Genomic DNA, 26,968 nt, shown 5'->3' on the forward strand with positions numbered 1-26,968 from the left:
CGAGATGAGCGACCGCACGGATGTCGCCACCGGTCCGGAGGCGCGCACCGTGCCGCCGCGCCGCGACGGCGCGCTGGTACCCGGCGACCTGCTCAACGGCATCTACAAGGTCGAGCGCTTCATCGCCCGCGGCGGCATGGGCGAAGTGTTCGAAGGCGTGAACGTCGAGTCCGACGAGCGTGTCGCCATCAAGGCGATACGCAGCCATCTCGCAAGTGACCCCAAGATTGTCGCGCTGTTCCGCAAGGAGGCCCGCGTACTGACGCAGATCGCGCATCCCGCGATCGTGCACTATCGCGTGTTCGCGCGCGATCCCGTGCTCGACCTGCATTACATCGTTACCGACTTCATCAACGGCGAGCCGATCACTTTTCACCTCGACGGCGAGCGCCCGACGGTGCGAGCGGTGGTGACACTGGCGCACCGGCTCGCCGCGGGGATCGAGGCGGCGCACGATCACGGCGCGATCCACCGCGACATGTCGCCCGACAACGTCCTCCTGCCCGACGGCCGCATCGAGCGCGCCAAGATCATCGACTTCGGCATCGCCAAGAGCCTCGATTTCGCCGCTGAAACCGTCGTCGGCGAGGGGTTCGCGGGCAAGCTCGGCTATGTCGCGCCCGAGCAGTTCGGCGCCTTCGGCCGCGAGATCGGACCATGGACCGATATCTACAGCACCGCGCTGGTGCTGCTCGCCTATGCGCGCGGCCGAGCGCCGGCGATGGGCACGACCCTATCCGAGGCCGTCGAACGGCGCCGCGACGGCGCCGACCTCACAGACATACCGCCGAGCCTCGAGCCGCTGTTGCGGCGGATGCTCGCCCCCGACCCCTCACAGCGGATCCGCTCGATGCGCGAGGTGATCGTCGCGCTCGACGCCATCCGCCTCGACGATGATGCGCCCGTGACATTGCGCGCTGCAAGCAAGGCACCGGACAAGCCCGGCCCAGCCGTCCCGAGCGTACCCCCGCTCGTAACGACACCGTCGGCGCGGCCCGTCCTCGCCGAGACGACGCAGCTCGCGACCATCGACAGCACTCCCCCCCCGTCGCGGCGCGGTGACCGCACCGACCCGCCGCCCCGGCAGCGCGCCGCCACGACCAAGCCCGCCTGCGTTGCCACGAAAATCGCTCGTCCCCGTCCCGGCCGGCGTAAGTGGCTCTACATCGCCATGCCGATGCTTGGCGGCTTGGGTGTTATCGGCTACGCGCTTCATCGCGCCCCTTCCCTTCCGCCCGTGCCACACGCCGCGCCGGCCCGGCCGCCCGTCGCGACGACCGGGGGTGCAGCGTCGAGCCTGTCGGCCGCTGATCGCGCCTCCCGCGTTGCGGCGATGCTGGAGGACATGCCCTGTACCTGGGCCAGCGCCCGCCCTACCCGGGAGGATGGTCCGGTCGCGCTGTCGGGCGGCGCGGGCAGTCTCGACGCCGTGCATCGCCGCCTCGACGCGGGTGCAACCATTACGGGCAGGGTCGACATGACCGAACTCCGCTGGGTCAACGTCACCCAATGCGGAACCGTGGACGCGCTACGCCCCTTCCGCACCGCAGGCTTGGAAAAGGCCACGGGGTTGCTCGAGCTGTCCGCGCTAGACCTGCCGCTCGGAACGGGCGGTCGCAACTGCGTCGGCGGCGCGACCGCCGATATCGCCGTGCCGGACTTGGACCCCGGCAGCGAGTTCGCTATCGTCGTGCTCCAGCCAGACGGGCGCCTGCTCCAGATCGCAGGCTCGCGTGTGGAGTTCGACAAGCGCGCGCGTCAGACACCCGAGGCGTTCAACGTCGGTGCCGACGGTGCCCGCCACGCAGCGCTGTGCTTTACGCAGCAGGGCGCCGCGGCGGTCTTCCTGCTCAGGAGCCGCGGTGCGATCGACCTTGGGCTCCAGACCGGCGTTCCTGCCCTGCCTCCCGGCGACTTCGCAACGCGGGTTGCCGATCAGGGCGGCAGTCAGCAGATGCGCGTATATGCCGAATGGGTGCGGATTGCCCGGCCGCCGGCGAGTGGGAAAGCCGTTCCCGCCGTACCCGTCCGACCCATAGCCGCCGACGGCTCGCTTCGTCCCGCGCGCCCGACGAAACTGACTGTGCCATTCGCCGGATTGAAGCCGGGTAGCGAGGATCTTCCAGCGCTCGCCGCCGAGCGCGCGCGAGCGGCAGCCGACTCTGCCCAGGCCAACCGACGCGAACTCGCCCGCATCGAAGCCCTCCGCGGGAGCGGCAACGACAACGATGATGCCATGTGCCAAGCCTTCAGCGGACGCTGGCAGAACGTTAGCGCTTCGAGCCGCCACACGTGCATCGCCCGGGCTATGATAGGTCGCTGCAGCGTTTCCAGCGTCATGTTCAAGAAGCGGCTCTTTCGCCGCGCGGGCGGGCACATCCAGGAACAGCGCGGGAGCCGGTGGCGGGACGTCGCGACTGATGGAGGGTGCTGACGCGACGGCTGCAACCCGGGCGGCCGCGCCGCGAAAGAAGCTGCGCGGGCACTGCTGCCCCGCGCCGACCTACTCGCCAAGTCGTTCATTGCCGTCCCGAGCGAACGGGTTCAGGTCGCCAATATAGGCCAGCAGAGTCTCGGTCGGAGGCACTAGCGGGACGATGTTCTCCGAGCCCATCTTCATGCGCTCGGCGGGACCGCCAAGGCAGAAGGGGGTCGGTTCCGGCTCGGGGCGAAATGACATCGATAAAGCGTTGGCTTTCCGTCATCTCAGGCCACCACGTCGATGACGGGTTCCGTTTCCACCCCCGCCCGACCGACGATCGCGGTGGCGGAATTCTTGTTAAGGCCAAGGTCGCGCGCGATCCAGTGCAAGGCCCGGCGTGACGAAGGATGGGCACACCCGGCAATCTGCTCGCCCATGTCTCGCCGCTCGGCCCGGCGCATATCCTGCTCACCGCCGAATAGGGGCCGGTGAGAGGATGGTCGCAATCGTACGCTAAGCTTAGCGACCATCCCGATTAGGATCGCATTGCGAGAACGCCAACGGATCCTCGAAACGTGATTTCGGCGGGCATTCCGAGAAAAACGAACGGCAATAAGTGATGGAAAGCGGAAGTTTTCGATCGCGACGGTAGCTTGAACATGGTCGAGAAGGCTGCTGCCAATCCCTTGATGTTCAACCTAACTGTGGATCGCGCGACCGATCACCTGCGTCACGTGCTTCATTTCGACCAGCTTCTCTCAACGAACGATATGCTCGTACCCGCTACCGTTGTAGCGTTATCGCGCCCTGCTGAAAGGTATTCGCCACTGCGCTCCGCGACATTCGCCCATCGGCGCAAGCCAGCGCCGCGCCAGAAGCGGAGCACCGGGTGCCTCAGACTAAGCGAATCGATCCTTCGGAGATTGGTATAGACATACCGATGCTTGATGCCATGACCGTTCGCAATCACGCGCGGAACAGGCTGGCTCAACAGACGCGCATGTTCTGTCTCCTGTATCTACTGAGGGTTAGGTCTATCCTCGACGCAAAGGCTGTCACCGACGCCACGACGGTCTACCAATCGGGGAAGGCTGGTCCGGGACAGCAGGCGGCCCACTGGATCATCTCCTCACCGGCGATCGGCGGTTCAGACCTAGAGACTATCCTCGCTGCGCATGGGAGCGGTCTGGGCACGGAACTCAACCGGCTGCTGGTAAAGCTGTTGTCTCAGACCACTTACCTGCCAAAGATTTACAACGAGGCAGACAGCTTTCTCGAGGTAAACGGGCTGCGAGATAAGGTGAAGGATATTTCTCGGGGTATTATATCTTTTTCATATCAAAGAAAAGACGTCGAACTAAACTATAAGGCCCGGATGTTTAACGCTTACCAGCAGCTAAGAAATTGCTACGTACAGCTTTGCGCGGATGGCCGCGCCGAAACGCTGGCAAATTCAAATTCTTACGCCGGCAAGCTGGACATATTGCATTCCCAAGCAGATAAAATCCCGGCAAAAGGAATAAAGCATTACAAGGAACAGTTGCGTAAGAATGCAATGCACGCTGACGATAGCATTGTAAAGTCTGCTGTTCTACGGCTTTATCAACAGATTGCGGTAGAGACACGGTTCCCGCTCGAAGATGCAGAGATGGATGAAATCAAGCGGCAAGTGGATGCGCTTCCTTGATCAGCGGATTGTGTCCCAAGCCCTTGTCAACCGATGGCGCAGCACATACCGGGGTCGGTTCCGGCTGAGGGCGAAATGACACTCAAGGGTCAGGAGCCATCGATGGAGGGCGGCGATCGGATTCAGGTCCGTAAGAAGCCTGGTGATGAGTGACCTGTTCTGGCAGACGGACGCGCAGATGGAGCGGCTGCGTCCGTTCTTTCCCAAGAGCCACGGCAAGCCGCGTGTCGATGACCGCTGGGTGTTGAGCGGCATCGTGTTAGTCAATCGCAACGGGCTGCGCAGGCGCGATGCGCCAGCTGCCTACGGCCCACCCAGGATGCTCTATGACCGGTGGAAGCGCTGGGGAGAGGCAGGCGTGTTCACGCGAATGATGGCAGCTTGGCAGCGGAGGATGCTGAGCCGAAGACGGTGATGATCGACGCGACCTACCTCAAGGCGCGATCCAGTAAAGAGCCGGCACGCCCCGGATTACGTGACGGGTTGCGGCTGTTTAGCACGCTCGGCGGTGTCGTGGTGGGTCTAATCGTCTACGTTTTTAAGCTTTGGATTGCACCGGCTGCGCCGCCTGAGAACGTCGACTTCTTCGTAGCGGGCCAGTGCTCGCGGCATGAGGGAGCGTAAGGTCGATCGATCGGGCTCGAGAGCTGAGCCCATCATCGAAAGCTAGGAGTTACACCGGAGAGCGGCCTTTCCTCGAAGGGATTAGGCCGCGCATCAAACCGGAGAGTGCCATGGCCGTGAGCCTGAAGCCTATTGCCGACCAGATCATCGTCATCACCGGTGCGAGTAGCGGGAACGGGCTTGCTACCGCGCGTGAGGCCGTTCGCCGCGGCGCTGCTGTCGTGATTGCCGCGCGCAACGAAGAGGCGCTCGAGCGCGTCGCGGCCGACCTGAGGACCGCTGGTGGTCGGGTGGCTGTCGTCGCCGGCGACGTGGCCAACGAGGCCGATGTCGAGCGTATCGCGGACACCGCGATCGAGACGTTCGGCGGGTTCGACAGCTGGGTAAACAACGCAGCGGCCGCGACCTACGGCACCGTGGAGCAGGTGCCGGTAGCCGATCATCGCAGGGCGTTCGACGTGAACTACTTCGGCACCCTTCAGGGCAGCCTCGTCGCCGCGCGCCATCTACGCACCCGCGGAGGCGGCGCGATTATCAACGTCGGCTCCATCCTCGGCGATCGCGCCATCATCCAGCAGGGCCCATACTCTGCCACCAAGCATGCCGTTCAGGCGCTGACCGACGCCCTGCGGATGGAACTGGAGCGTGACCGCACCGGCATTTCCGTCACCCTCATCAAGCCCGGCGCGGTCGACACGCCCTATCCCGAGCACGCGCGCAACTTCATGGACAAGGCACCACGGCTGCCCCCGCCGCTCTACGATCCATCGCTGGTCGCCGATGCGATCCTGTTCGCCTGTGCCAATCAGCGCCGCGAGCTGTACGTGGGAGGTGGTGGCGTCCTGTCCTCGCTGGTGGGTCAGATCGCGCCGCGCCTGACTGATCTCGCCATGGAAGTGATCGGCACCAGGATCCAGCAGAAGCCTAGTGATCCGGGCGACCCTGCTCGTCGTGACAACCTCTACGAGGCACGGAGCGATGGCACCACGCACGGCTCGCAGAAGGTGCATGCGAGGTCGACGAGCCTCATGCTGGAGGCGCAGAAGCTGCCTTGGGCCGCCGGTGGGTTGGTGGCGCTTGGCGTCGGCGCGATCGTGGGGCTGAGCCGAGCGGCAACTCCGAAGCGCTGAGTTTGCGAGCCTGGCGGCTGTAAAGAAGACCGTTCAACCCGGTGCATTCGTCCAATGCGCAAAGTGGCGCGCCTGCTAGAGCGCGAGGGCGACCCGAAGGGCTTCCATGAGGGAGGTTCTTTTCTGGGGTGGCGCGAAGGCGCCACCCCTTTTTTGTGACGGCTCGGACCTACGACTTCTTATCACCGACCAATCCTCGAGCATCTGGACCAGGCCGCGTACGCCGGCGAGCGCCTCCTCGGCGCGGCCGTGCACCTCGCCAAGTTCACCAACGTCGTGGCTCTGACGCCTTGCCACAAGCTCGGTATAGGGTTGATCGAGCGCGCGCCTGCGTTTCCTCAATCGCCCTGAACGAAGCCATCGCACCACCTCCGCAGGTGCCGCAGCAAGGATTGCGGGCGCCACGAACTGCGATAGCTTTGCACCAATCCGAACCCATCTTCGCCTCACCGGCACAGCCGCATCGAAGTGCTGCGCCATCCCTCCACCAGCGGCACAGGCTGAGGACGCTGTCACAGGGCTGAAGCAGAAGGGGGCTACCATCCTCACGGATCGGACAGGTAGGTATCCCATGAAGATTACGTACTGCCAGGACGCGCCGAAGCGCTTCATCTGCGACCAGGACGAGGCCAGCCTGCCGGCCGCAGGCGGCTTCGTCGATCTGCAGAAGGGTCGTTACCTCATCCGCCGCGTCGAGCGGGCTGGGCGCGAGGCCGTGGCTTATGTCGTTCGTGTCTCCATGCCGGCTGCCGTGGTCCAACCAGCACCCCTCATGGCGGCGTGATCTCCTCGTATCGGTCGCAAGCCGCATCTCGATCCCGCCGACGTTTCGTCCTCTCCACCCCGGCACACTCGCCCCAGCGCCATTAACCATATCGGAAGGCGAATCGGAGAAAGTTGCACAGATCGAGCAACTTGCACCGAGACGAGAGATGCTGACCGACTTCGAGACCGCGCTACTTGCGCACCGCACCGCGGAAGCGACACGCGGAGACGCAAATGCTGCGTATGACCTGGGCGTGGCCTACTCGACTGGGACCTGCGGCGCTGCGCTTGACCTGACGACGGCGCATAAGTGGTTCAACCTCGCAGCAGTCGGCGGTCATGAGGACGCCGCTGCGGCTCGCGCCGAAATCGCAGAGGACATGACAGCGCGCGAGATTGCGACCGCACAACGTGTCGCTCGCGACCTGCTAAGCTCCTGGACCCGGCGCGCCGCCTAATCGGCCGGAGACGCTCAAACGAACCACTTCGAGAGATCATCAACCGTCCGAGCGGCTGGGAGAGCGCCATGGACGATGTTCGTCAGCTTAAGAGTGAACTGGCCGTAGCGACCCGCGTTGCGTCGACGGTCACCGACATCAGTGCGGCACGGGAGATCCGGCGCTACGCGCAGCGGGTCGAGGACAAGCTGCTGTTTCAGTCGCGCCCGAGTGGCAGCGTCTTCATCTAGGTCAGAAACATTGCCCCTTCACGCAACCCCATGATCCCACTAGCTTTTGTGAGTTAGCGAGGAGGGAGAGGGTTGTGGCAGCGTGCGCACCTATTCCGTTCAACGAGGCGCGGCGGCAGGCCGCGGTCGTTCAATCTGGCATCCTGACGCGTCCGAGGAGCTTAGCGTTGCAGTCGATCGTCGAAGAGGCGGCTCGGCTGACGAAAGCGCCCATCGCAGCAGTCACCATCATCGATAAGGCTCGGCAATGGTTCGCGGCCCGGATCGGCGTGGAAGCGGATGAGGCCCCCCGCAGCGACGCATTCTGCGCCCACACCATTCTAAGGCCCGGCGAGCCGCTGATCGTTTCTGACGCGCTCCAGGACCCTCGGTTCGCCCGCAACCCAGCTGTGCTGGGAGATCCGCGCATCCGGTTCTATGCCGGCATTCCGCTGGTTGACCGGGCTGGGTTCGCGCTGGGGGCGCTATGCGTCGCTGATACCAAGCCGCGTCTCGGCATGTTCGACATCTATGACCTAAGCCATCTGGCACGGTCCGTGGAGCGACTGGTGAGTAGCTCCTAGACTTGCTTGTAGATGCTTGTTCCTCTGCGCTTTGGTAGAGCAACCTGGGGCTGCAATCCTTGTCCTGTTCTGTAGGTGACGTATTCGACGGCATCGCCGCGCCGGATCTTCGGTGCGGTGAAGCAGGCAGCCGTGGCGGACGAAGCGATAGCAGATGACGTGATCCAGCTCGCTGTCTCGTTTTAAGATTGCGCTAACCATAGCTTAGGCAGGCGTTCATGCCGCTTCGAGGTTATCGCGTAACTCATGGACCTCGATTTCGGATCGCCTGCTTTTTTCCTGCTCCTGACTGGCGGCTGCGCTTTGTCGTTGTGGAATGCGGTTTGGCGCCGCGACGGATCATCAACACTCGCCATGTCGGTAGCTGCTCTGGGCTTTGCACACCTCGCCGGCTTACCAGCCTGGCTGCTGGTGTGGGGCTGGGCAACCCTCGCCATTGCCACAACGATGTCCGTGGTGGCAGTGGCATTCCGCTGGCTCGCCGGCGTGAACGCTTATCGAGCTGCTATGATCGGTACATTGGCGGTGACCGCAGCGCTCGTCGCGTATCGCGAAGGAGCCCTCCCCTCATCGGCCGTCCCTTTTGGTGATCAAACGCTTGCTCTCGCGAGCCAAGTTCACCGGCACGTCGACGCGCTGAGCCACGGCTGAGCCAGGCCGCCACTCCGTCATGGCGAAGCTGATCAGGGCGCGTTGCCTCTCCTCGCCAGGACCTTGTTACGGCCGCCCCGCTTCGCTTCGTAGAGAAGCGCATCGGCGATTTCGACGAGGGTGAGCGCCGTTTGTTCCTCGGAAGACGCTACACCCGCAGAGAAGCTGATCATCCCTAGTGGCGTGTCCGTTTCCCGCAGCTTCAGCCGGCGGTCCACGAGCCGGCGCCGTGCCGTGTCGATGATGTCAGCGCCGTCTTCGGCACTGACACCAGCCATCAGCACGAGGAACTCCTCACCGCCCCAGCGTGCGACCTCGTGGGGAGCACACGTCTCGGACAGTGTGTGCGCCACCACCTTCAGCACCCGGTCGCCGACAGCATGCCCGTGAGTGTCGTTGATGGTCTTGAAATGGTCGACATCCACATAGGCCAGGGCGCAGCCGTTCGGCCCTGCGATCGCGGCTGACAAGCGCTCCTCCATCGCCTGTCGGTTCAGTAGGCCGGTCAGTCGATCGCGGCTCGCTACGTCCCGAACGGTGGCGAGCTCGTCTCGCAGTGCCTCTGCCTGCCCCGTAGCAGCCGCGAGATTGGCCTCTGCCCGCGACGTGCGCTCGATCATGGCGCCGATGATGCGGCGAATATCCTGCCCATCTGGCGAAAGCAGCGAACTAGCGGCACCCACGAGATCGCGGTTGAGATCGCCGGTAGCGCTGGCCGCATCGCCGATGATGTCGAGTACCTGGACAGTGAGGCGATCCAGCTCGGGCGCTACGTCGACCTTTGGCGCGGGGCGATCGCGAAGCCTGGCCATGAGGCCTTCAATCTCCTCGGGCGCTATGCGGAGACTGCCGTCAGTGATCCGCTCAACCTCACGAGACAGGTCAAGGTCGGCTTCGACAAGGAGGTGGTACGCGAAGCTATAATTAAGCGGGTTGTGCGCCAGCCTATGGTCGTCGAGGAAGTCGAGAACCCGTAGGCTCTTGGCCCGTTGCGGACCGACCATGTCCATCGGCCGTCTCCTTTCGCACCCCCTACTCCGTAACGGTCGATAGCGTTCCCCCCGGACGCGCCAAGCCGTTTCACTCTGGCGGCAGGGTACCCCCCTCATACCGGCCGGCACGCCTGAGCTCGGGCACGAACCCGTTGAACGCCGCGCTGACGCCTTGGGCTCGCCCGATCCTGTTGGTCTGCCGCGCCGTGAGGACACCGTTTCCTCACCGCAGCTTCAGCGTTTTCGCCCGCCAGAAGCTGTCGAAACTGGCGGTTCAAGAAGCGTTGTGCGTCTGCCACATCAGCGGAAGAGAAGATGGTTAGCGGCCGTCGTGGTCACAGGATCTCCGGTTACCACACCGCCGCATCAAGATCACGTACTGCCAAGACGCGCCGGAGCGCTTCATCTGCGATCGAGAAGAGGAGGAGCTAGCACAGTTGCTCGCTGGCAGCGCGCTGCTCTGCATCACGTTCGCCACCTTGGTGCTCAACATCACCGAGGTTGCTCGCAAGGGCGAGTGAGTGACGGGGGCCGGCGCCTAGCAGCGTCGGCGCTTAAATTCTGAGGCTCGAGACGCTAGCACATCTCGAGCCTCAGGGTTGAAGTATCCGCTACCAGGAGCGAACCAGCGTCTTTCATAGAGGCTGTCATCAACCGCGGATCAACGGTTGAGGAGAGCACGCGACGACCGACTTACCGCCGGCAGGTTATACGCGCAGCGCAACACCAAGTCGTCTGTCGATCCCCAACGCAGACAGTTAGGGTGACCAAGCCGATCCGTTCAATTCGACCGCCTTTTTTCCCCTTAGCGCAGGTTCTTGGCCCGCTGCTGAGCCTAGAAGGAACCTAGTCCGCGACGAAAGTGGTGGTAGTGACGTGGTGGAGCACGTGGATCGTCTGTCCGTCGTGGTTGCGCTCACCCTCGTCGCGCGCGGCAGCGCTGAGAAGGTAGCGGCCCTTACCAGCGACCGGCACGCCCACCCTTCCCTGCCCGTCAGTGCGAAGCGTCTGCTTGGCGCGCGCGGGGGTAACCAGCGTCACCTCGGTTGCGGCTTGCGGCCGGCCGTCGCGCATCAAGACGAACGTATTGGCAGCGCCAGAGGCCGGCGCAATCTCGAAGGGAAGTATCGCACCAGGCTCGGCGCGCCCCGCGCGCGCGTAGTAGACCACCGCTTCGCGTCGCGCCGCCGGGCCCCATGGTGCAAACACGTTGCCATCCCACGCCCGCACGTCGCCGGTTGGCACTACCGCTTCGAGGTGGTCGGTCTTGCGGACCAGCGACAAACGCGATGCCGGCACCAGGTGCGGCGCGCGAAGCTTGGAGAACTCTGGATCGCCGCCAGCCGGGATCGGCTCAGCTGGTTCCCCCAGGTAGATCCGCGCGGGTGCGTCGCCATCCCGCTCGATCCAGACCTCGTGTGCGGCCGCGAGCGTCGAGGTCCCGAGCAGCGTAGCGGCGATAACCAGCTTCATCATGTCCTGTCTCCTCGAACGATACGGCGCACATGTTGCTGCGACCTGCTCGCAAATATGCTTTACGCCCTAACGCACCTTCGTTAATGCGAATGAATTCCAATAACAAGAAGGGGTTCGTGTCGGTGCTCGCCGGTTCCAGTCTGTATGCGCTCGCGCTCGCCGCGGTGGCGGCTACCTCCAACGGTGCGCTCGACGCCGCCGACCTTGCTCCCGACCAGGACCAGGACATTGTCGTTACTGGCGAGAAGGACCAGCGCCCGACTACTTCGACCAAGCTGCCGCTGACTCTGCGCGAGACGCCGCAGTCAGTCACGGTCGTCGACCGCCAGCGGATTGAGGATTTCAACCTGACCTCGATTACCGAGGTGCTGGCGCAGACCCCGGGCGTGACGATCAGCTCGACCGACAGCAATCGCACCAACTTCAACGTGCGCGGCTTCGCCGTGCGCAACTTCCAGAACGACGGCGTGCCGACGATCTATCAGGTGAGCGGCTATGAGAATTCCGCGGTCGGCGACATGGCGATCTACGACCGCGTCGAGGTGATCCGCGGCGCGGCCGGACTGGTCACCGGCGTGGGAGACCCATCCGCGACGGTGAACCTGATCCGCAAGCGCGCTCCTTCGGAGTTTCGCGGCTACTTCAACATGCAGGGAGGCAGTTTCTCGACCTATCGGCTGGAAGCGGACGTCGGCGGGCCGGTGACGACGGACGGTTCGGTGCGCGTGCGTGTCGCCGCTGCCTATACCGATCGCGGATCGTACATAGACCTGCAACACGACCGCATCCCGGTGCTGTACGGTACAATCGAGTGGGACGTCACGCCGCACACCCGGTTACGCGTCGGCGCCGATTACCTGCGTACCAATTCGGAGGGCGCCGGTTGGGGCTCGGTCCCGCTGCTCTACAGTGACGGCAGCGCGACCGACTTCCCGCGCTCCTTCACAGGCACGGCACGCTGGACCTACTGGCGCCGTGAAACCACCACGGTGTTCGCGTCGGCCGAGCAGGACATCGGCCACAACTGGGTGGTGCGGGTGAGCTACAATGGGCGTCGCGGCGATAACGACAGCCGGCTGTTCAACATTCCCAATGGCTTCCCCAATCGCGACGGTACTGGGCTGGCCGCGCCGTTCAGCTTCTACGGCGAGGTCGACCAGAACGAGGACGCGCTCGATGGCTACGTGGCGGGCAAGGTACGGCTCTTCGGGCGGGAGCACGAGGTGGTTGCGGGGGCTAACCACTTCCAGCGCGACTTCCTGGTCAACCGCTCGCGCTTCGGCGATGCTCCGGTCGGCTATCCGACGACCGCCACGCCCGACATTGACCCGTGGCAGCCGAACTTCGCTCCTCCACCAATCATCCGCTCTTCCCTTCCCGATTTCTCGCAGACGCTTCGCCAGACCGGCGGCTACGGCGTGGTGCGGCTCAACCCGGCGGATTGGCTCAAGGTGATCGCGGGTGGGCGCTACACGGATTACCGCGCCGATCGCGACAACTTCAGCGCCACCGGCGCACCGCTGCCGGATGGGCCCAGCAACGTCCAGCAGGTCAGAAGGTGGACACCCTACGGCGGGGTCGTCGCCGACCTGACCCCGGCGGTCTCGCTGTATGCCAGCTATGCCAGCGTCTTCTCGCCGGTATCCGCGCGCAACGCCGCCAACGAGATTCTGCCGCCGACCACTGGCGCCAACTATGAGGCGGGAGTGAAGCTCTCGCCGTTCGGACCGGCCTTCACCGTCTCGGCCGCGGGTTTCCACATCAAGCAGGACAATCTCACTCAGACCGATCCGAACGGGATACCCAACTCGCTGCCGGGCAACCTGACCCCGTCGATCTCAATTTCAGGGGTGAAGACCTGGGGCGGCGAACTCGAGCTGGCGGGCGAGCCGCTGCCGGGATGGTCGCTCAACGGCAGCTACACCTATGCGCGAAGCGAGGATCCCACCGGCCTGCACGTCAACCCGTTCTTCCCGCTGCATCTTGGCCGCGTCTACACGACCTATCGGCTGCACGGCGGACGGTTGACGATCGGCGGCGGGGTGACCGCGCAGTCGCGCATCTTCGATCGCGGCAACGTTCCCTCGGGCCGCTTCACCGCAGCAGGCGCACCGGTGCTGGTACCCGGCACCGTCTCGCAGGGCGGCTATGCCACGATAGATGCCCTGTTGCGCTATGCGCTGACCGAACGCGCGACGCTCAGCGTCAACGCCACCAACCTGCTGGATCAGGGCTATTACCGCAACGTCCGCTTCGCCTTCGGCGGCCCGGGTGGCTTCTATGGAGAGCCTCGACGCGTGATCGGGAGCTTGCGGGTAGCCTTCTAACCAGTTCCCATCGTGCTCCTTGTGCATGAGCAATGGAGACCCAGCGACCCGGCTTCCCCTTACGGCTGGCCGGGTTCGATGGAGGTGAAGGTGCACTGCGGTTCTTAATCCTTAGACCCAAAAGCAGTCACTCGTGAGGTCTTGACCGCTTCCTGATTTCGGACACTCGTTCAGCCTCATCACTGACGCTTCTCACTCGAGGCAATGCGCCGCTCACGGTCGACGCACCAGAGCGACGATGCCTGCCGGCGGTACCGCGACGACATGCGCGCCGCGCGTCAGGTCGATCAGCGTGCGCGACACCGCTCGCCCTTCCGCATCGGTGGCGCGCGCCTCGTAGCGGCCGAGATTGCGCGTCACCTCCACCACCAGCCGCGACGCCGCGGTGGCGTTGACGAGGTCGATCCCGCGTGCCGGCTGATCCAGCACGATGGTGCGATCAGCATAAGCGGCGACGATCTGCTTGTCCGTGGTCGTCGCGCGGACGAGCTCATATTGCGCGTTGATCCCTTCGGGACGGAGACGCCCGTCGAGCAGCACGGCGCGATTGGCGCGCCAGTAAGCGAGATAGTGCGTCAGCATCGCGGCATGCGCGGGCGTCAGCGTGTCGAGCCGCATCGATACCTGCGGCACCGCGAACAGCGTGTCGAGCAGCTGGAGCGCGGCGGCGGAGCTGGGCTCCTCGGGGTGCCACACGATCGGGTCGGCGTGGACCGGGGTGGCGCCGGCGAGCAGCCGCAAGTCGACAATGCGCTGGCGGTTGAGGATCGACTCGTTCGGCGCGTCCGAGGCCCGCAGCATGTTGCCGAAGGTCCGGATCACCGGGCCGCTATAGGGCTGGCGGAACTCGATCAAGACATCGGGGCGGACCGCCCGTAGCGCGGTCATGACGTCCATCATCAGCCGGTTGACCGCCTCGTAGACCGAGGCGATGTCGCGCCCGTCCGAACGGTCGAGCACGGTCGCCTCGTCGCTGCTAAACATGTCGATGAAGTCGAGCTTGAGCCCGTCCCAACCCCAGTCGCGCACCGCGTGGCGGAAGGTCTCGACCAGATAGGCGCGCACTTCGGGGTAGCGCGGGTCGAGCACATTGGTGCGCTGCTCGGCCCAGCGCCGCAGGATCTTGCCGCGGAAGCGCGGCAGCACCGCGGCGTCGTCGCCGACCAGCGGCACCGAGAACCACAGCATCCCCTTCATCCCGCGCGCGTGCAGCGCGTCGGTGACGACGCGCATGCGTCGCAGCCGCTCCGGGCGCCAGTCGCCGGCATGCGCGTAGCCGCGGTTGGTGTCGCCGGTCTGCCAACCGTCGTCGACGATCATCACCGTGAAGCCGTGCCGCGCCGCCGCCTCGGCCTCGGCCAGCACCGTCGCCTCGTCGACCGCCTGGTGATAACTGTACCAGGTCGAGTCGAGCGGCTCGCGCGCGCCGGGGGGCGCCGGCACGGGCACCTTGCCGGGCTGGCGCGACCACCAGGCCGCGACGTCGCCGAGCGCGTCCGCGACGGGGATCGCGCGCGTGTCGAGGCGCAGGCTGGTGGTGTAGCGCGTCAGCGGCGCGTGGCGCTCGCTGAACAGCTCGACGCTGCCGTAGACGCGTACGTCCTCCTCGCGCACCCTGGCCGCGAGCAGCACCGGCGTCACGGCCTCCTCGACGGCGACGGTGAGCCGATTCTGCTCGCCGCGCCCGTAGAGCGCCAGCACCGGCGCCGCGGCGGTGAGCGTCGAGCGCAGCCGCGTCGACGCGAAATCGGGCACGATCGTCCGGCCCAGGCTCGCGTCGGGGGTCCACATCCCCGCCATGTCGACCGACGGCTGCGACCAGCGGATCGTCAGCCGCGGCGGGGGCGCGGGCGTGGCGCGCGTCAGCGTCAGCACCGCGCGCGCCACGCCGGGCGCGATCGGCTCGGCGTGCACCTCGAGCGCGAAGCCGTCGAGCGTGCCGGCGACCGTCAGCTCGAGCCCGGCGATGGTGACGCTGCGGCGCGTCTCCATCGCCGCGGGCGGACGCGCCTGCGCCATCGTGGACGCTGCCAGGAGGCAGCCGGCCAGCGCGCCGGCGAGCGCCACCTTCCTCACGTCGCCCTCCCCGGCCGCGGTCAGAATTTCAGCCGCGCGCCGAAATTGTAGCGCGCGCCGGTCTCCTGGAGCAGCAGGAAGCGCTCCTCGATCGCGGACCATTCGTGGATCCGCTGGTTGGTGACGTTGACGCCCTGGACGTAGATCTGGACGTTTGGCGTGATATCGTAGCCGACGTTGAAGTCGAACTGGCCGTAGCTCGACCGATTGCGCGGCCGCCCCTGGTCCGAGCGGCAGGAGCGCAGGTATTCGGACCGCCAATTGTACGAGCCGCGCGCCGAGATGCCGTACTTTTCGTAGAACACGCTGCCGTTCGCCGAGTGCGGTGACAGGCCGTTGTAGCCGCACTCATAGTCGGCCAGCGACGCGTCACGCTCGGCTTTGCTCTCGACATAGGTGTAATTGCCCGCGAGGCCGAAGCCGGACAGAGGACCGGGCAGGAAGTCGAGCGAATATTGCCCGCCGACCTCGATGCCGCGGATCCAGCCGGTCTGGCCGTTGCGCGTCCGCGTGTCCTGGAAGGTGCGGCCGAAGCGCTCGACCGGCAGCGTCTGCAGCTCGAGGAAGTTGCTGAGGTCCTTGTAGAAGGCGCCGGCGCTCAGATAGCTTATCGAGTTGAAGTAATATTCGAGCGAGACGTCGTAGTTGGTCGACTTGAACGGCTCCAGCGTCGGGTTGCCGCCGCTCGACTGCGGCACCGATACCCGGCCGCCGTAGGAATTGTCGACGCCGAGATCGGTTAGCGTCGGCCGCGTGACGGTCTGCGAAAAAGCCGCGCGCGCGATGAACTTGTCGGTGACGTTGAACTTGACGTTCGCGGACGGCAGCGCGTTGACGTAGCTGTTGCGGATCGAGACCGGCGTCGACTCGCCATAGGTGAAGACCAAAGTGTCGTCGCCGCGCGTGTTGGTGATGTTGATCACCGGCTGCGCGAAGCCGCGCGACACGGTCTGAGTCCGCACCACGCGGACACCGGCGTTGGCGCTCCAGCGTTCGCCGCCGAAGGACATGGCGATATAGCCGGCGAGCAGCCGCTCGTTGACGTTGGCGGTGCTGCCGACATTCTCTCGCACGCCGTAGGGGCCGCCCGGCAGCGCCAGCAGGCGCGCGGCCTCGGCGGCCTGCTCCGCCGCGGTCCGGCCCTGGCGTGCGCGGGCGAGATTGGCGGGATCGGAGAGGAAGGCGATCACCGCGTCGGTGTCGTAGGTGAAGAACTGGCCGGGCGCGTTCTGCGCGCCGGAAACGCCCTTGAGAAAATTGTCGAGCTTGTAGGGGGACAACAGCGACTGGTCGACCGGGATGTCGTAGCCGCAATAGGCGCAATTGCCGTCGGAATTGCTGAAGAAGCGGCGGATCTTGGTGCGATCCGAATAGGCCATGCCGATCCGGACAGAGCGCAGCACGCTGTCGTGGATCTTATAGTCGGTGTCGATGTGATATTCCGAGCTGGTGTCGCGCACGCGGTTGGCATCGATGCCGGTGAAGTGCGCGCGCATCAGCGAAGGATCGGTGATGTTGCCGAAATTGGAGGCGGTGGGGACGTCGTCACCGACGTTGAGGTCGAACCGCGGACTGGTCTGCGCGAGCGAGCCGACGACGACGAACTGGGTGGGATTGCGCTGCGTCGCGCGCGTCCGCGATGCGTCGAGCCGCACCTCGACGTCCTCGGTCGGGTTCCACTTGAGGTTGCCGCCGACCTGGTAGGTCTCGGTGCGACGGTCGTTGTTGTTGACGATATTGTCGTTCTGCGAGAGCGACACGCGAGATGCTAGCAGCGGATTGGCAGCGAGGAACTGCTGCCCGGGTCGGTTGAAGCCGATCGCCGAGGCGGTGTCGTCGAGCTCCAGGCCGATATAGGGCGCCGAGTAGAAGTTGGCGAAGATATTCCGGTGCGTGAACACGTCGAACTTCGAGTAGATGCCGTCGACGGTGAGCAGCAGCTGGTCGGTCACCTGCGCCTGCACCGCGCCGGCCAGGTTGATCCGGCGGCGCCGGTCGAGCTGGCGCGCGAAGGCGAGGTTCTGCGGCACATTGACGGTCGCGCCGGTGTTGCCCAGCGCGCCCGTCGTCAGCCCGGTCGAGGTCGCGCTGCCGTTGACGATGTTCTGCGGTCCGAACAGCCAGCCGTCGGTCTGGATATAGTCGAGCTGGCTGCGCCGGTCGGTATAGGAGCCCGACAGCACGATGCCGAGCGTCTTGGCCTCGTTGGTCAGCGAGGTCACCGCGGAGAAATCGGGGCTGAGCTTCTCCCGCAGCGTGTCGTAGATGCCGCCCGCCGAGGCGGCGACGTGGAAGCCGCTGCGGCCGTCGAGCGGACGCGCCGTGATGACGTTGACCGTGGCGCCGATGCCGCCTTCCTGCAGCTCGGGCACGCTCGACTTGAACACGTCAGTGCGCTGGATCATGTTCGACGACAGCACGTCGAACGAGAACTCGCGGCCGGGATTGTCGGTCGCCATCACGCGGCCGTTGACGAGCACGGTGTTGAACTCGGGCCCGAGGCCGCGCACCGTGATGAACTGGCCCTCGCCGCCCGAGCGGTCGATCGCGACGCCGGTGATGCGCTGGAGCGATTCCGCGATATTGGCGTCGGGGAACTTGCCGACGTCCTCGGCCGAGATGGTGTCGACGATCTGCTGCGCGTCGCGCTTGATCCGCGCCGACGAGGCGAGGCTGCCGCGGATGCCGGTGACGACGATCTCGTCGGCGGCGTCGCTCTCACCCGGTCCGACCTGCGCCGCGACCGGCGTCGGCTCCTGCTCCGTGCCGGGCGGACTGGTGACGGGCGCCCCCGCCGCAGGCTGCGCGGTCTGCGGTATATCCTGCGCTGAGCCTGGCGACGCGACGATCATCCCGCTGGCGAGCAGCGCTGCCTTGACTGAAACCTTCATTTCAATCCTCCCCGGTGTGAAGGCCGATCTGCGCCGACCAATTGTTATGATCTATGTGGTAACCAGTCTTGGCAGCCTTGAGCAAGCGCTATTCTGAGACGACGATCGGATCAGTGCTGCTTTCGTCAACATTGTAAGTTTCGTCGACTCGACGGCCGTCTCCAGCGATAGAAGACCTTGTGCATGGCCCGTTAGCTCAGATGAGGACGCTGGCTCAGCCTACGCGAACGGCTTCATCAGCTGTATCCGCGGCTTGTTGACAAAGAGCGCGAAAGGGAACGTCTTACCCGATGTGAAAGACCCACAATCAGACGTTCATGCCGCCTCCCCTACTCGCCGTCTCCTGCCGTTCATTCATGTCGATGGCAGAACCAGTGGCCGATGAAGCGCCCGACGCATTGTTCAGATAACCGAGGCATCGACAGGAGAGCCGACATTCCCGAGGTAGTTCTCGAGCGACTTGCCTGGGAAGACCCGGTAATCGACACGCTGGTGCTGCCACGCGGCATCATGACCTTGCGATACGGCGTCGGCTCGGGCCTGGCGACGCGCGCAGGCGACCCGCCCGGGCATGTCTGGGCAATCGGAGATCGCGGACCAAACATCAAGGTACGGGACATCATCGGCCAGTACGGGCTGGATCAGCTGGCACCGCTGCGTGACGTTCCCGGGGCTAAGATCATGCCCCGCCTCGACATCGGACCGACGCTCGCCGAACTGCGAGTGGAGGGCGACGTGATAACCCTGGTTCGCGCGATGTCCCTCACCACCATCACCGGGCATCCGGTGTCGGGGCTTGCCAATCCGGGCAGCGAAGACCTGCTGGCCGAGCCGGTATTCGATCTATCCGGCATGCCCATCGCACCTGACCCGGATGGGCTGGATACCGAGGGGCTGGTCGCCTTGTCGGACGGCGGCTTCTGGATAGGCGACGAGTTCGGGCCGTCGCTGGTCCGGCTTGACGCCGATGGAACAGTCGTCCGGCGACTGCTTCCCCGATCACCGGCCGCATCATCGCCGACCGACGCCTCGGCCGGCCTGCCCGCGATCGCAGCGAAGCGCCAGCTCAATCGCGGCTTCGAGGCGCTGACAATCTCGTCGGACGAACGCTGGCTGTTTCTCGCCTTCCAAAGCCCGCTTGCGCATCCCGACGAACATGCGCACGTGCAGGGTCGCCACGTGCGCCTGTGGCGCATGGACGCCGCCACGGGCCGTGTCGCGGCACAATATGCCTACCCGCTCGACCATCCCCACAGCTTCGCCCGCGATTGTGCCTTGGGCGCGTTCGAACGCAGCGACATCAAGGTCAGCGAACTGCTGTGGATCGGGCCCGACACGCTGCTGGTGCTGGAACGGGGATCGGCGACCACCAAGATCTACCGGTGCGTGTTGGAGCCGAACGCGGTGCTGGCGGACGCGCACCTGGACGTGACATCGCGCCCGACGCTGGAGGAGCTCAGCGCTGCGGAGGAGCCGACGTTTCCGGTTCTTGGCAAGACGCTGGTGTTCACCAGCGACGATTTCCCGGAACTCGGCGCGGACCTGGAAGGCATGGCGCTGCTTTCCCCCGCCGAACTGCTGCTCGTCAGCGACAATGATTTCGGCGTGGCGGGTGCGGCGACGCAGTTCTGGCGCGCACGTCTGACGACACCGCTGAGTACGAAGACCTGATGCCTTGCTGCGAGAACCCAAGCGCGTCGGCAGCCGTTGACGTTATCAGGACAAGGAGTTCGAGATGAACCTCAACGACCTGCTGCCTAGCGGCGGCATCGAAGCACTTGCCAGCCAGTTGGGGGTTCCCCCCGAGCAAGCCCGGCGTGGTGCCGAAGCATTGCTGCCGTCGGTTCTGGCTGGAATGGGAGACAATGCGGCCGGGCTAGACGCGCACGTCGATGCACTCGGCGGCGCTGGGCTGGCGCACAACGTCATGGGCAGCGAACCCACCGAGATCGCTCGGGGCAACCAACTACTCGGGGGCATCTTCGGGTCAAAGAATGTCAGCCGCCAGGTGGCGGGGCATGCGGCGCAAAGCAGTGGGCTCGACCCCGCCCTTCTCAATCAAATGCTGCCGATCCTGGCGATGCTGGTCGCCGGTCACATGGCGGGTCGCTCCGGCGGGCAACAGGGTGGCCTTGGCGGCATCCTCGGCACGGTTCTCGGTGGGCTTGGCGGCACCGGATTTGGTGGCACCAGGCCTAATGGCGACGTGGCGGGCGGAGGCCTAGGGGATATGCTCGGTTCGATACTCGGCGGTCGCCAATGAAGCTGGCTATTCGCAATGCCTGTGACATGCAGCGGCTTCCACCAAGGCAGGCTCACCGATGATCATGTCGTACGACTGAAAAAAGCATTGGTCACTGAGCGGCTTTTGGGTGAACTGCCAAGGTAGCTGCCTGGTCCGCGAGTTGTTCTGACAGCTGACCCAGAAGCGGTCACCCAAGGGCTCCCGCCCGTCTCCCAACTCCGGCCGCTCGTCCACCTGGGTGCCCCGGTCCTATAGGCGTGCTGCAGAACAGTCGGCTGGCTTGCTGTGAGAGGCAAGCGGAGAGGCGGATTCGAAGCGTGCAGATGACGTGATCCGCGCCGATCACGCTGATCGCCGAATCCCGCTTTATGGCAGCCGAGCAGCTCGCAGCTTTGATTTGCGACGACGCGCGGTACAATCCGCTCTGGATGGGCCTTGCTGTGCATCAACCTGTGGCGGCGCGTAGGCGGGTCCATGGACCAGGCACTAAGAGCCTACCGGCGAGCGCGCCGGAGCGGCGAGATCGTCACCACCAACTTGCTCGAGCTACTATCGCAAACGCCTTGCGCGATCCGCCTGCCGATGGATACGCCAAAGTTGGTGCGAAGGGTGGTTGAGGAGGACAAGAGCGTAGATCGCGCGCTCGCTTGGCTTCAGCCCGAGGGTTCACCACACAGAAACTAGGCCGGACAGCGCTCCTGGATAGGTGATGTGGTGGCGCCTGCCCGGGGGATCGTGTAGACGGACAGCGATGTTCAAGACGTTCAACGACCCGATGCAGCCTCGCCGACACAGCCCGATTGCTACCGCCAACTACGACGCCAAGCGCTCGCCGGCACCCGCCGGCATCCTGTCGATCAACCACGAGGAGCTCGCACGCCAGCTCGAGCTGGGCACTCGGCGAGGATAGGCACGCGACCACGAGGGGCTGATCCATGAAGAAGTCCGAGATGCCCTTGCTCAAGGCCCGGCTGGATGCAGCCAATCGTCAGGCTGGTGCCGACGCCAACGACCGTGAGGTCGAGCGTGACCTGATCCGTAGCGATGCAGAGGGCAAGCACACGGCCACGGGTAACGGGCTCGTGAATGGGCATCGTGACCCTGTTCCCGGCGTTTGGCCGGGCGAGCGGTGAATGCCCTTTTCCGGCAGGATCAGCTAATCGCCTGAGACCCAGCAATCAGCCATTCACAATCGCTCTGCGGCTACCCTGAAGCGGACGCTTAATCAGGCAGGATGGGGGCGACCGGAATTAGGCGCAATTGAACGACTGAGCGGATGCTGGTTGGCTATACCTCAAGCAGACTGATCACCAGCTGCCGGCCCGTTCCCGGCATAGCGCTTGTGTCCGAGTTGGGAGGAAAGCTGACTGTCTTCTTACCTCCCAACCAAGCCAGCCGGACAGCGGCGCGAGACGCTTGGAAGGTTCGATCGCGATGAACCAACGTCCGGAGTTGGACGGCGGCCAGGTGGCCCTGAGTGATCGGATGGAGCCCTCCGGTCGAACCGCGGTTCCGCTCAGCTCAAAAAATGGCGGCTCTTCACCAGCAAGTTGTAGACCATGGGTCTTTGTGAGGCGCGCTCAAACGGCACGAAGGTGGAGGATCACCCGGTCCAGTTCCGCTCGGAGCGCCACGGCCTCACGCCGAATCGCTGTACCAACCTGCTGCGTGCCGGAGGCGTTCTCGGACACAAGGTCCAGTCCCCGTACGATCTCGTTTACAGCCGAGAAGGCGGCGCGCGCCTCCTCGCCGACAGCCTTGCTGGTATCGAGGATGCTGGCGGCAGTAATCCGCTGCTGATCTGCAGTGACGGCATTCGTCGCCGCCGCCTGAGTGACGTCCTGGAGCAGTGCGTGCAGCGTGGCGGCTAGCGATGTGCTATGCGTTGCAGCCACCTCCACTTCGCCGATCTTGCGTAGGATGTCGCTAGCGCGCTGGCCGGACTCGATTGCGAGCGACTTGACTTCGTTCGCCACCACGGCAAAGCCACGACCGCTCTCGCCTGCGCGCGCGGCCTCGATCGTGGCGTTGAGCGCTAACAGGTTTGTTCGCCGCGCGATCTCTCCGATCAGATCGCTGGCAGCCCCGATCGAACGAACATTGTTCTGTAGCACACTGCTTGCATCAGCGGCAGAACGAGCTTCCGCATCCGCCCGCGCGCTGGCCGCGCTGGTATCATGGGCAGCTGTCTGTATCAGGGTCGATGTTTTGAGGACCTCGCCGACCCGCTCGCCGATGCTCGACATTGCCTCCATGGCCATTTCACTCGTACCCCGCGCCGCCTGCGCTTGCTCCTTCTGAGCGCTGACGGCGGCGAGCGTGCGCTGGGCGCTCCGCTCCAATTCGTCTGCACGCTGAAGCAAGGTTGAGGTGAGAACGCCGATGCTATCCTGCAATCGCACTGCCACCTCGTGGGAGGCGGTTTGCAGTTGGTAGCGGTGCCGACGTTCGTCCTCGCGCTGTTGCACGGTCATCCGCTCTGCCTGTCGGCGTGCGGCTTCTGCCTGAGTGAGGGCTGCCTCTGCCTCCGCTCGCATCTGCTCAGCGTCTCGCCGCGCCGCAAGCTCTTTGGTGGCGGCACCAAGCGCGGCCGCCGTACGCTCTTCAAGTTGCTCCTCGGACCGCAGGATCTGTCGAGCGAGCAACCCCGCAATCAACAGGAAAGCGGCCGTGCAGGCCAACACAACCGGCAGCAGGTCCGTAATCGCAGCGAAACCAGGGCGAATCGGATCCCAGGCCACATAGCCGATCGTACGTCCTGCGGCGTCGCGTACGGCAAGCTCGTTCTCTGCATCGCGGCCAGTCCATGCCCAATGAACGTTCGACACCGAATAGGCAGCGCTCCAATGCCGGAGCATCGCTGTGTCGATGGGCTTGACGATGATGCCATAGTGCACGTCGTCTGGCATCGCCTGACGCTCCGTGCCGGGCACAATGGGGCTCGCCGCGAAGATCGCTGGCTTGCCTTGGTAAAGGCCGGCGACCCAGAAGGGGCGAAATTTCAGCGCTGCGAGCGGCGTCTTTGGCAGTCGCGCGAGCATCGCGACGCGCACGGGCTCAGCGACGGTCTCCATCTTCACTTGCCTGCGCGAGGGCTCGGCTCCGTACAGAGTGCGACCTTCACGATCGACGATGAAGTTCGTATACGCCCCGCCGATGTTCGATCTCGCCCAGTCCGGGTCGACGGTGCCGTAGAGGTTGCGGACAGCGTCGTCCCAATGGGTGTAATCGAGGATCATGGGAAGCAGCGTGGCTCCCTCACGTGCGAATGCGCCGCGCATCATGCGCTGCCGCTCGGAGGCGGACAGATCATTGATCCGGAGTGACAGGCTGGCGAGCAAAACGGCGCAACCGATTACTGCGAGGAGCACCAGCACCAGCACACGCCAGATTGCAGGCGGGATGGCGCGAGCTGAACGCGCTTGCGCCCGATCCTCGCTCGTCGCTTTGGTCTCGGAGTTCGACATGGTCATCAACGCTGTGTCATCAATGTGAGGCCCATCACGCGCGGTCGGACGGACGAAGCCACTACAAGGCGTGCTTCAGCGTCCACCGGCGCGCTGCTGGTTCGAGAAGCGCGATTCAGAAGGTTGTCGGCGAAAAGCGAGATTTCGGTCGACCCAAGGCGAAGTCCGGCTCGCGCGCTTATGTTCAGGATGGCGTCCGGTGCGCTGCTACCGGGCACGTAGCTTGTCTCGTTCAGTGGATTGCGCTCCGGCGTGGCGCGCCGCAGACGGGCCAAGCGCTGAAGATCCAGGCGAACATAATGCTGCCGTGCCGCGATGGTGAAGTCGTATCGGCTACCAAGGGACGCGGTCCACGGCGGTCCTTCAATGGCGTCGCCCGCGCGAACGGTCGTCACGAGCGGGCCGACGCTGACCGTCTCGGCGAAGCGTGCCTCCGTTACGCCGATGGTAGCATCAATGAGCAGGCCTCGCGCGGGGCGGACTGTCGCCTGCAGGTCTACTCCGCGGGTGCGCGCGCGACCGAGGTTGGCGATAAACTGCACGCCGCAGCCAGCCAGATAGACATTCTGCTGAATGCCGTTCCAACGGTTCTGATAAGCGGCGACGTCGAACCGGAGGCCTTCGCCGAAAGCGCTTCCTTTCACACCGATCTCAGCGGTGCGCACGCGATCCGCGCCATAAGTCATGGGCGCGCGATCAGTGCCAAGTGAGTCCAGGTCGACGCGGCATGCGATAGGGTTTACCGGCGCGTTGGCCCCGCCGGCACGAAACCCAGTTGCTAGATTGGCATAGAGCAGCCCGCGCCTGCCCAAGACATAATCGACGCCGAGGCGCGGCGTCACTGGCGTTTGCGCGGCCCGGCCTCGGCTCAGCAGCGGCTCGGCCGTGAAATTTCCCGCCTCCGAACTCCGGAATGTAAAGGTGGTATGAGCGGCTCGAGCGCCGGCGGAGATGGTCAGCCGTTCGGCGACCCGGTAGCGCACGTCGGCGAAGCCGGCGAGCTGCGTCTCGTCCGCGTCTACGTTCTTTACGTAGCTATCATTGCCGACGTTCGAGTAGCCGAACAGCTCTTCTGCGCTCTGGCCGAAAACGTCTCGGTAGAAGACCTGATTGTCGCGCTCCTCAATCGCTTCGAAACTCCGTGTCTTGGCGCGCTGATAGAAGACACCTGCAACCCAATCGAGCCGCCCGCCGGGCGACGCCTGCGCGCGTAGCTCCGCGGTCACGTTGCGCTGCCTGTTGATGACGCGAGAGGGGCTTAGAAAGTGGGGCAGTGCCGGATTGATGCCGCGCTCGAGCAGGAACGGGTAAACTGCGTTCTCGTCATAGGGGCCCGGGTAGATATCCCGGTGCTGCAGGTAGGACAGGTTGTAGACGGTGCCGTCATACCCGGTAAGATTCCGACGATTGAAGTAAGAGAGGTTGGCGACGAGCGCACCCCAGCTGACTTCCTGCCGCACGTTGAGCGAGGGCAGCACGTATTCGTCCCGCCCGCCGCGATATTCCGGTGAACTGCTGCGGAACGCCCCAGCGTCAGGCCGCGACAGACCGGCAAAGTATGAGTTCCAAGCGGCAGTCTGTCGACGCTGAAACAGCAACGACGGACTGACACGTAGCGATCCGAGCGGCGCCCAGAGCAGCGCGACACGCGATACGGTAACATCGCCGGCGTTGATGTCCCGATCGTCGATCTGGTTGGACGCTGTATCGACGTGGTCGATGTAGCCGCCATCACGACGATGCCACAGCGACAACCTTAGCCCCAGCTGCTCCGCGACCAGCGGGGTGCTCGCTGCAGCTCCTAATTCCCAGCCAAGCCCGCCGTGCTCAATCGAGTTGAGCTCCGCGCGAGCGTAGCCGGAGGAGGTGCTTAGCGATGGCTGCGGCGTGATGAAGCGAACGGTACCGCCTTGAGAGCCGGCTCCGAACAATGTGCCCTGCGGGCCCCGCAATACCTCCACGCGATCAAGGTCGAAGATCGCGGGCATGGCCTCGTCCGGATTGAAGCCGAGACCGCGGAGCTGGATAGGCGTGTCGTCGATGTAGATCCCGGTGGTGCCGGCACCGCCGCGCCCGGCTTCGATGCCCCTGACGCTGATGCTGCCGTTCGCGGGGTTGAAGCGGACGCCAGAAGTAAGTCGGGCAACGTCGGCGATCGAGCGTATGCCGCGTTCGTCCATCCCATCGCGGCTCAACACGCTGATGCTCGCAGGCACACGAGAAGCGACTGTCTCCCGCCGGGTGGCTGTAACCAAAATGTCGTCTGCAAGCCCCTCCTGCGGGAGTTCTGCAGACGTAGCCATCGAAGTAGCGAGCGGCGCAGCGGGAAGCTCGCTTGCAACCAGAGGCAACGACAAGGCGCCGGCAAGCCAAAGCGATCCAATGAACAAAGCGAGCAACCCTCATTTGCCGAGGATCCGCGGGTAGCCGGAATTTGTTTGTAGATCGGTTAACCTCGTAGCGATCGTAATCAGCCATTGGCACGCGAACTGGCGCCGCGAGGTTCGGTAGCTAATTGCTTGCGAGCATGGCAGAGCGCCGACGTACGACAACCACTAAATTTTACCTAATGCTGCGTCCAACCGAGGTGGCCTTGATGGTCGCCTTCGCACTGCGCAGCACCATGCGTCGGATGTCGCGTCGCTCCGGCACTCATCTGTGAGCCGCTCCTTCGCGATGTTAATGGCAAGCGACGCATCAGGCCGAGCCGGAATGAGCCGGCCAACGCCGAAGCCGACCTGCCAATCTATGACATTCGAGGTGAGTCCGGCCTGGCGACCTGGGTGAATGGCCGAGATTGGCAGGTTAACAGACCGTCGGCTTTCGCGAAGGCCGAGCGCGATAGCTGCTCGCGCCAGTTAAAAAGATTCTGTTAGCGCTAGGTACAGTTGACACCGCTTATGGTAGCGGGAACCGCGTGTAGTCCTCCAAGCAGCGCAGTGCGCTGACCTCTCGGCGTTGCGG

At 64.6% G+C, this 26,968-nt stretch carries 20 protein-coding genes and 1 pseudogene; 14 read left to right on the top strand and 7 right to left on the bottom strand.

Translation table 11 applies throughout. The features are described 5' to 3' along the window. Positions 1 to 49 precede the first annotated feature (49 nt). Positions 50 to 2,434, top strand: coding sequence for a serine/threonine-protein kinase (locus tag ACMGDM_RS15555; RefSeq protein WP_436805023.1), 2,385 nt, complete (start codon positions 50 to 52; stop codon positions 2,432 to 2,434). A 272-nt stretch (positions 2,435 to 2,706) separates the two neighbouring features. Here the strand turns inward: ACMGDM_RS15555 and ACMGDM_RS15560 are convergent, their stop codons facing one another. Further along, entirely contained in the window at positions 2,707 to 2,859 is a 153-nt protein-coding gene (locus tag ACMGDM_RS15560; protein ID WP_436805024.1) for a hypothetical protein, read from the bottom strand. A gap of 503 nt (positions 2,860 to 3,362) precedes the next feature. Between ACMGDM_RS15560 and ACMGDM_RS15565 the strand changes: the two genes are divergently transcribed. From ACMGDM_RS15565 to ACMGDM_RS15600, 8 genes and pseudogenes are all read left to right on the top strand, one after another. Continuing rightward, positions 3,363 to 4,109, top strand: a complete 747-nt coding sequence (locus ACMGDM_RS15565) for a hypothetical protein (protein ID WP_436805025.1) — start codon at positions 3,363 to 3,365, stop codon at positions 4,107 to 4,109. A gap of 145 nt (positions 4,110 to 4,254) precedes the next feature. Then, positions 4,255 to 4,553 (top strand): annotated as a pseudogene (locus ACMGDM_RS15570) (transposase); the annotation flags it as partial. Positions 4,554 to 4,843: 290 nt separating this feature from the next. Next, positions 4,844 to 5,863 (top strand): SDR family oxidoreductase, encoded by a 1,020-nt coding sequence (locus ACMGDM_RS15575; RefSeq protein WP_436805026.1) that lies wholly within the window; start codon positions 4,844 to 4,846, stop codon positions 5,861 to 5,863. Between the two features lie 571 nt (positions 5,864 to 6,434). Further along, positions 6,435 to 6,647: a hypothetical protein gene (locus ACMGDM_RS15580; RefSeq protein ID WP_436805027.1), complete on the top strand. Its 213-nt coding sequence runs from the start codon at positions 6,435 to 6,437 to the stop codon at positions 6,645 to 6,647. A gap of 148 nt (positions 6,648 to 6,795) precedes the next feature. Continuing rightward, the gene (locus ACMGDM_RS15585) at positions 6,796 to 7,086 is read left to right on the top strand and encodes a hypothetical protein (RefSeq protein WP_436805028.1); all 291 of its coding nucleotides are present in this window, start codon (positions 6,796 to 6,798) and stop codon (positions 7,084 to 7,086) included. A gap of 68 nt (positions 7,087 to 7,154) precedes the next feature. After that, on the top strand, positions 7,155 to 7,316 hold the full coding sequence (locus tag ACMGDM_RS15590; protein WP_436805029.1) for a hypothetical protein: 162 nt from the start codon (positions 7,155 to 7,157) through the stop codon (positions 7,314 to 7,316). A gap of 167 nt (positions 7,317 to 7,483) precedes the next feature. Continuing rightward, complete coding sequence (locus ACMGDM_RS15595; protein WP_436805030.1) at positions 7,484 to 7,879, top strand: GAF domain-containing protein; 396 nt, start codon at positions 7,484 to 7,486, stop codon at positions 7,877 to 7,879. 246 nt (positions 7,880 to 8,125) lie between these two features. Beyond that, on the top strand, positions 8,126 to 8,530 hold the full coding sequence (locus ACMGDM_RS15600) for a hypothetical protein (protein WP_436805031.1): 405 nt from the start codon (positions 8,126 to 8,128) through the stop codon (positions 8,528 to 8,530). 32 nt (positions 8,531 to 8,562) lie between these two features. Here ACMGDM_RS15600 and ACMGDM_RS15605 read toward each other — a convergent pair whose 3' ends face one another. Further along, positions 8,563 to 9,540 (bottom strand): GGDEF domain-containing protein, encoded by a 978-nt coding sequence (locus ACMGDM_RS15605; protein ID WP_436805032.1) that lies wholly within the window; start codon positions 9,538 to 9,540, stop codon positions 8,563 to 8,565. Positions 9,541 to 10,368: 828 nt separating this feature from the next. Next, positions 10,369 to 10,998: a DUF4198 domain-containing protein gene (locus ACMGDM_RS15610; protein ID WP_436805033.1), complete on the bottom strand. Its 630-nt coding sequence runs from the start codon at positions 10,996 to 10,998 to the stop codon at positions 10,369 to 10,371. A gap of 89 nt (positions 10,999 to 11,087) precedes the next feature. Here ACMGDM_RS15610 and ACMGDM_RS15615 point away from each other — a divergent pair, with 89 nt between their 5' ends. Then, positions 11,088 to 13,325 (top strand): TonB-dependent siderophore receptor, encoded by a 2,238-nt coding sequence (locus ACMGDM_RS15615; protein ID WP_436805034.1) that lies wholly within the window; start codon positions 11,088 to 11,090, stop codon positions 13,323 to 13,325. Positions 13,326 to 13,538: 213 nt separating this feature from the next. Here the strand turns inward: ACMGDM_RS15615 and ACMGDM_RS15620 are convergent, their stop codons facing one another. Together ACMGDM_RS15620 and ACMGDM_RS15625 are read right to left on the bottom strand one after the other, a co-directional pair. After that, positions 13,539 to 15,401, bottom strand: a complete 1,863-nt coding sequence (locus ACMGDM_RS15620) for a glycoside hydrolase family 36 protein (RefSeq protein WP_436805035.1) — start codon at positions 15,399 to 15,401, stop codon at positions 13,539 to 13,541. Between the two features lie 20 nt (positions 15,402 to 15,421). Further along, a complete protein-coding gene (locus ACMGDM_RS15625) occupies positions 15,422 to 18,292 on the bottom strand; it encodes a TonB-dependent receptor (protein WP_436805036.1) in 2,871 nt (956 codons plus the stop codon). A 381-nt stretch (positions 18,293 to 18,673) separates the two neighbouring features. On the opposite strand from ACMGDM_RS15625, the gene ACMGDM_RS15630 reads away from it, so the two are divergent. From ACMGDM_RS15630 to ACMGDM_RS15645, 4 genes are all read left to right on the top strand, one after another. Next, positions 18,674 to 19,963 carry an esterase-like activity of phytase family protein gene (locus tag ACMGDM_RS15630; RefSeq protein ID WP_436805037.1) on the top strand — a complete coding sequence of 430 codons (1,290 nt, stop codon included), beginning with the start codon at positions 18,674 to 18,676 and terminating at the stop codon, positions 19,961 to 19,963. Positions 19,964 to 20,027: 64 nt separating this feature from the next. Further along, on the top strand, positions 20,028 to 20,555 hold the full coding sequence (locus ACMGDM_RS15635) for a DUF937 domain-containing protein (protein WP_436805038.1): 528 nt from the start codon (positions 20,028 to 20,030) through the stop codon (positions 20,553 to 20,555). Between the two features lie 733 nt (positions 20,556 to 21,288). After that, complete coding sequence (locus ACMGDM_RS15640) at positions 21,289 to 21,447, top strand: hypothetical protein (RefSeq protein WP_183946334.1); 159 nt, start codon at positions 21,289 to 21,291, stop codon at positions 21,445 to 21,447. Positions 21,448 to 21,472: 25 nt separating this feature from the next. Beyond that, on the top strand, positions 21,473 to 21,670 hold the full coding sequence (locus tag ACMGDM_RS15645) for a hypothetical protein (protein WP_436805039.1): 198 nt from the start codon (positions 21,473 to 21,475) through the stop codon (positions 21,668 to 21,670). A gap of 447 nt (positions 21,671 to 22,117) precedes the next feature. Here ACMGDM_RS15645 and ACMGDM_RS15650 read toward each other — a convergent pair whose 3' ends face one another. After that, positions 22,118 to 24,010, bottom strand: coding sequence for a methyl-accepting chemotaxis protein (locus ACMGDM_RS15650; RefSeq protein ID WP_436805040.1), 1,893 nt, complete (start codon positions 24,008 to 24,010; stop codon positions 22,118 to 22,120). Then, entirely contained in the window at positions 24,010 to 26,307 is a 2,298-nt protein-coding gene (locus ACMGDM_RS15655; protein ID WP_436805041.1) for a TonB-dependent receptor, read from the bottom strand. The genes ACMGDM_RS15650 and ACMGDM_RS15655 overlap by 1 nt, the downstream gene beginning before the upstream one ends. Between the last annotated feature and the right edge of the window lie 661 nt (positions 26,308 to 26,968).

The organism is Sphingomonas larreae, assembly GCF_051400595.1.
GTDB lineage: Bacteria > Pseudomonadota > Alphaproteobacteria > Sphingomonadales > Sphingomonadaceae > Sphingomonas.

Coding starts and splice junctions, on each gene's coding strand:
- ACMGDM_RS15560 (WP_436805024.1), bottom strand. CDS start 2,859: ATGGGCGAGCAGATTGCCGGGTGTGCCCATCCTTCGTCACGCCGGGCC.
- ACMGDM_RS15565 (WP_436805025.1), top strand. CDS start 3,363: ATGCTTGATGCCATGACCGTTCGCAATCACGCGCGGAACAGGCTGGCT.
- ACMGDM_RS15575 (WP_436805026.1), top strand. CDS start 4,844: ATGGCCGTGAGCCTGAAGCCTATTGCCGACCAGATCATCGTCATCACC.
- ACMGDM_RS15580 (WP_436805027.1), top strand. CDS start 6,435: ATGAAGATTACGTACTGCCAGGACGCGCCGAAGCGCTTCATCTGCGAC.
- ACMGDM_RS15585 (WP_436805028.1), top strand. CDS start 6,796: ATGCTGACCGACTTCGAGACCGCGCTACTTGCGCACCGCACCGCGGAA.
- ACMGDM_RS15590 (WP_436805029.1), top strand. CDS start 7,155: ATGGACGATGTTCGTCAGCTTAAGAGTGAACTGGCCGTAGCGACCCGC.
- ACMGDM_RS15600 (WP_436805031.1), top strand. CDS start 8,126: ATGGACCTCGATTTCGGATCGCCTGCTTTTTTCCTGCTCCTGACTGGC.
- ACMGDM_RS15605 (WP_436805032.1), bottom strand. CDS start 9,540: ATGGACATGGTCGGTCCGCAACGGGCCAAGAGCCTACGGGTTCTCGAC.
- ACMGDM_RS15610 (WP_436805033.1), bottom strand. CDS start 10,998: ATGATGAAGCTGGTTATCGCCGCTACGCTGCTCGGGACCTCGACGCTC.
- ACMGDM_RS15615 (WP_436805034.1), top strand. CDS start 11,088: ATGAATTCCAATAACAAGAAGGGGTTCGTGTCGGTGCTCGCCGGTTCC.
- ACMGDM_RS15625 (WP_436805036.1), bottom strand. CDS start 18,292: ATGAAGGTTTCAGTCAAGGCAGCGCTGCTCGCCAGCGGGATGATCGTC.
- ACMGDM_RS15630 (WP_436805037.1), top strand. CDS start 18,674: ATGAAGCGCCCGACGCATTGTTCAGATAACCGAGGCATCGACAGGAGA.
- ACMGDM_RS15635 (WP_436805038.1), top strand. CDS start 20,028: ATGAACCTCAACGACCTGCTGCCTAGCGGCGGCATCGAAGCACTTGCC.
- ACMGDM_RS15640 (WP_183946334.1), top strand. CDS start 21,289: ATGTTCAAGACGTTCAACGACCCGATGCAGCCTCGCCGACACAGCCCG.
- ACMGDM_RS15645 (WP_436805039.1), top strand. CDS start 21,473: ATGAAGAAGTCCGAGATGCCCTTGCTCAAGGCCCGGCTGGATGCAGCC.
- ACMGDM_RS15650 (WP_436805040.1), bottom strand. CDS start 24,010: ATGACCATGTCGAACTCCGAGACCAAAGCGACGAGCGAGGATCGGGCG.
- ACMGDM_RS15655 (WP_436805041.1), bottom strand. CDS start 26,307: ATGGCTACGTCTGCAGAACTCCCGCAGGAGGGGCTTGCAGACGACATT.